Here is a 926-nt window from a genome sequence, read left to right as displayed (position 1 = left end):
CTGAGCGCGGATGGTATCAAAATGGTTTCAGTATCACATCCGGCGACTGGATTGATGCGATAGATTTTGATGGAGATTTTAGCACTGTCTCCACTTCACTTGCCTCACCCACACTGAATGCGAGCGCAACGCATGATGGCGACAATGTTTACACGGTGTCTCTCAGCCGTTCAGACAATGCTTATTCGCAATATGCATACAGCAGCAATGGCCGTAATGTCGGTTCTGCCATTGATAATATGGGCAGCAATGCAGCACCGCAATTGCAGTCTCTGATCGCGGCACTGGATTTTTCTGCTGCCGATGGATCGACTATCCGTGCAGCCCTGCCGGTCTTGTCGTCTGAAGCCTATGCATCTGCGAGCGGCGTACTTGTCAATGCAAGTGGTGCAACGCGCTCGGCTATCAATAATCGCTTGCAACAGGCATTTGGCGGAACGCCAGCAGCGCCGGTATCGGTTGTGGCTTATGCGTCTGCCCCGCAAACCCATGCAGCTGGCAATGCGATCAATGCCGCAGCACCACAGCCAACGGCCAGCAATGATATGTCCCGCTATGCCGCATGGAGTGCCGCTTATGGCAGCTGGTCGAGCCAGTCCGCCAATGGCAATGCAGGTCGGACCAAATCCACGCTTGGAGGCTTCAGCACAGGTATTGATGCCGATGTTTATGACAACTGGCGTTTGGGTGCGATGGCTGGCTACAGCCGCTCGACGTTCAAAACCGCGTCACGAAATTCATCAGGCTCAAGCGATAACTATACGCTGGGTGTTTATGGCGGCACGCAATGGCAGGCTGCGGCAGGTTCGGTTGGTCTGCGTACCGGGCTTGCCTATTCATGGCATAATCTCGAAATGGGCCGTTCTGTCGCCTTCAATGGCTTTTCGGACAGCCTGTCTGCCGATTACAATGCGGGCACCTTCCAG

At 54.3% G+C, this 926-nt stretch carries 1 protein-coding gene; it reads left to right on the top strand.

The genetic code is table 11. The features are described 5' to 3' along the window. Positions 1-926 (top strand): autotransporter outer membrane beta-barrel domain-containing protein (locus tag VBH83_RS19310; protein ID WP_396999092.1); only part of this gene is annotated, 926 nt, incomplete at both ends.

This window comes from Ochrobactrum sp. S1502_03 (genome assembly GCF_044435015.1).
GTDB lineage: Bacteria > Pseudomonadota > Alphaproteobacteria > Rhizobiales > Rhizobiaceae > Brucella > Brucella chromiisoli.
Note: the sequence above shows the minus strand (reverse complement) of the source record. Positions and strands in the feature narration are given on the sequence as shown.